The following is a 4,160-nucleotide window of genomic DNA, read 5'->3' on the forward strand; positions in this document are numbered from 1 at the left end:
TGGCGGTGGGGGAGGACCTGCGTCATCCGGAGTACTGGGTCCGGCAGGTCCGTGAGGCCGTCCGGTATGCCGACGCCGTGACCACGATGCACGACCAGGGCGTCCGCACCTACCTCGAAATCGGCCCCGACGGCGTCCTGACCGCGCTGAACCGGAGCATCCTCGATGACCGCCCCGGCACTCGTGCCCTCGCCCTCCAGCGACGCGGCCGCGCCGAGCCGCACTCCTTGGTCCAGAGCCTCGCCGACCTGCACCTGACCGGCGTGAGCGTGGACTGGGAGGCGTTCTACGCCCCGTCCGGCGCCCGCCGCGTACCGCTGCCGACGTACGCCTTCCAGCATCAGCGCTACTGGGTGGAGGCCTCGGCCGGGGCCCCGGACGCCGCCGGTCTCGGCCTCGACCCGGCCGGACACCCGCTGCTGGGCACGGCCCTGACCCTCGGCGACAGCGACGAGACGCTCTTCACCGGAAGCCTCTCGGAGCGTGCCCATCCCTGGCTCTCGGCCCGTACGGCGGCCGGGGAGCCCGTCGTGCCCGCCGCTGTGCTCGCCGAACTGGCGATCCGCGCGGGCGACGAGACAGGCTGCACCGTCGTCGAGGACCTCACCCTCGACGAACCCCTCGTCCTGCCCGCCGCGGGCGGCACCCTCCGCCTGCAGATCCGGGTGGGCGCCGCGGACCCGGACGGGCGGCGCGGACTCACCGTGCACACCCGGCCCGACGACCCGGGCGCCTCCTGGATCCGCCACGCGCACGGCACCCTCGGCCAGGGCCCGCTCACCCCGCCCACGACGGCCCTCGGCACCGGGCCGTGGCCGCCCGCCGGGGCCACCGCGCTCGGACCGGACGACCGGGACCCGGCCGGTGTCTGGCAGCGGGCCGGCGAACTCTTCGCCGAGGTGCGGCTGCCGGACGAACTCGCCGACCGGGCCGACGCGTTCGGTATCCATCCGATGCTCCTCGACGCCGCCCTGCGGCCCGTCCTCGACGGCGAACTGGGCGCGGCGGTGCGCTGGCAGGGCGTGCGCCTGTACGCGACCGGCGCACGGGCGCTGCGCGTCCGCCTCACCCCCCTTCCCGGGGACGCGGCCCGCTACGCCCTGCACCTGGCGGACCCGTCCGGCGCGCCGGTCGCCGAAGTGGCAGCCGTCACGCCGGGCTCCCTCGTACCGGCCGCCGTCACCGCCGCACGGACCCGGGACCACGACGCGCTGTTCCGTGTCGCCTGGACGCCCCGCCGGCTCGCGCCCGCGACGCTGCACTGGGTGGAACTCGGGGGCGGCGACCAGCCCGACGTGCCGGCCCTCTCCGCCGCCGTCGCCGGCGGTGCGGCGATCGACGCGGTGCGCGTCCGCCTGGCCGCACCGCCGGGCACCACGCCTCCGGACGCCGTGCGCGCCACCGTGGGGCGGGCCCTGGAACTGGTCCAGCGGTGGCTGGCCGAGGACGCCCTGCACCAGGTACCGCTGACCGTGCTCACCAGCGGCGCCGTCGCGGCCGCCGACGGCGAGGACGTCCGGGACCCGGCCGCTGCCGCCGCCTGGGGGCTGCTGCGCTCGGCCCAGTCGGAGGCGCCGGGGCGGATCGTCCTGGCCGACGTACCGGACCCGGACGCGCCGGGCCTGGAGGCCGTCCTGTCCGCCCTGGTCGCCTCGGGCGAACCGCAGGCCGCCCTGCGGGACGCGGACGGGCCCGGCGACGTCCCCGGAGTACTCGTCCCCCGCCTGACCCGGGCCGGCCGCCCGGCCACCTCCGGCACCCCCGCCTGGGACCCGGCCGGCACCGTCCTCATCACCGGAGGCACCGGTTCCCTCGGCGGTCTCTTCGCCCGGCACCTGGTCACCGAGCACGGTGTACGCCACCTGCTGCTGGTCAGCCGGCGCGGCGCCGCCGCCCCGGGCGCGAGCGCCCTGCGGGACGAACTGGCCGCCCTCGGCGCCTCGGTGACCGTCACCGCCTGCGACGTGTCCGACCGGAACGCCCTCGCCCGGGTGCTGGACACGGTCCCGCCCGAGCGCCCGCTGCGCGGAGTCGTCCACACCGCGGGCGTGCTGGACGACGGAGTGACGGCCGCCCAGACCCCCGAACGGCTCGCCGGCGTCCTGCGGCCCAAGGCGGACGCGGCCTGGCACCTGCACGACCTGACCCGCGACCTCGGTCTGACGGCCTTCGTACTGTTCTCGTCGGTCGCCGCGGTCGTCGGCGGGCCCGGCCAGTCCACGTACGCCGCGGCCAACGGTTTCCTCGACGCACTGGCCCTGCACCGCGCGGCCCACGGTCTGGCCGCCACGTCGATCTCCTGGGGCCTGTGGGCGCAGGCCTCCGAACTGACCGGCGACCTCACCGAGGCCGACCTGCGACGCATCGCCCGCAGCGGCTTCCGCCCGGTGGAGACCGCGCAGGGCAGCACGCTGTTCGATCTGGCCCTGCGGCTCGGGCGTCCCGACGTGGTGGCCACCCCGCTGGACGTGGCCGCGCTCGGCGAGCAACCGCGCGTCCCCGCCGTCCTCGGCTCGCTGGTCCGTGTCCCGCGCCGGGGCGCCGCCCACGGCTCGGCCGACAGCGGGCCCGCGCTGACCGACCGGCTGGCCGCCCTGGACGACGCGGAGGCGCGGCACGCCGCCGTCCTGGCCGCGCTGCTCGACGCGACCGCCCGGGTACTGGGCCGCTCCGGCCCCGAGGGCATCGCACCGGACCGCTCCTTCCCGCAGCTCGGCTTCGACTCGCTCACCTCCGTCGAGCTGCGCAACCGCGTCGCGGCGCTCACCGGACTGATCCTGCCCGCCACGGTCGTCTTCGACCATCCGGCACCGCGGGACCTGGCCGCGTACCTGCTGACACGGCTCGCACCGGACACCGCGGTCGCCGCCGAGGAGGTCGACCACACGGCCGACATCCACCTCCCCGACGACATCCGCCCGGCCCCCGTGGTGGTGCGCACCGTCGACGACCCGCGGGAGATCCTGCTCACCGGCGCCAGCGGCTTCCTCGGCGCGTTCCTGCTGCGCGACCTCATGCGTACGACCACGGCCCGCGTCCACTGCCTGGTCCGCGGCACCGGGGAACGGGAGGCGTACGAGCGGCTGCGCGCCGGCCTGGAGTGGTACCGCGTGTGGGACAGCGTCGACGAGGACCGGCTGGAGGTCGTGGTCGGCGACCTCGCCGAGGAGCGGCTCGGACTGACCGAGGAGCGGTTCGACGGCCTCGCCCGCACGGTCGACGTGATCTACCACGCGGGCGCCTCGGTCCACTGGCTCAAGCCGTACGAGGCGCTGCGCGACGCCAACGTGTACGGCACCCGCGAGGTGCTGCGGCTCGCCGCCCGGCACCGCACGGTCCCCGTCCACCACGTCTCCACGGTGGGCGTGTTCGACGGCCCGGTCACTCCCGGGGTCCCGTTGCGGGTCACCGACCCGACCGGTCCGTACGAGGCGCTGCCCAGCGGCTACCTGCGCAGCAAGTGGGTCGCCGAACAGGTCGTCGGTCTCGCCCGGGAACGGGGACTGCCGGTCTCCGTGCACCGGGTCGACGTGATCTCCGGCGACCGGGACAACGGAGCCTGCCAGACTCGCGACTTCGTCTGGCTCAGCCTGAAGGGCCTGCTCCAGGCGGGGCTCGTGCCGTCCGGGGCCGAGGGCCGGTTCCACCTGCTGCCGGTCGACTACGTGAGTGCCGCGATCCTCGCGGTCTCCACCCGCCCGGAGGGCGCCGGCGGCACCTACCACCTGTTCAACCGCAGCTCGCTGGGGCTGGGGGACTGCGTACGGTATCTGCGCCGGCTCGGCTACCGGCTCGCCGAGGCGGAACCGGAGGAGTGGCGCGCGGCGGTGCGGGCCGACCGGGACAACGCGCTGCTGCCCCTGCTGCACGCCTTCGAGATGATGACCTCCGACACCGACGCCTTCTACCCGGCCCTCGACACCGGTGAGACGGAGGCGGCGCTGACCGGGACGGGCATCACCTGCCCGCCGCTGACCGAGGAGCTCTTCGGCCGGTATGTCGAGTTCTTCGTCCAGCAGGGCCACTTCCCGCCCGCCGGCTGAGCGGGGCGTGCGAACGGGCCGCCGGCCGCCTCGTACGAAGAGGCGGCCGGCGGCACCAAAAACACACCTTGGCGGTGCAGCGACCTCGACTCCCCGGCCCACTCCCAAAAGTAACCC

General features: G+C 75.8%; 1 protein-coding gene. It reads left to right on the forward strand.

Translation table 11 applies throughout. The features are described from left to right. A partial coding sequence (locus ACFCZF_RS40710; RefSeq protein ID WP_376675966.1) for a thioester reductase domain-containing protein occupies nucleotides 1-4,043 on the forward strand: 4,043 nt, incomplete at its 5' end. Between the last annotated feature and the right edge of the window lie 117 nt (nucleotides 4,044-4,160).

The sequence above is a fragment of the Streptomyces sp. NPDC056296 genome, assembly GCF_042268605.1.
In the GTDB taxonomy this organism is placed as follows: domain Bacteria; phylum Actinomycetota; class Actinomycetes; order Streptomycetales; family Streptomycetaceae; genus Streptomyces.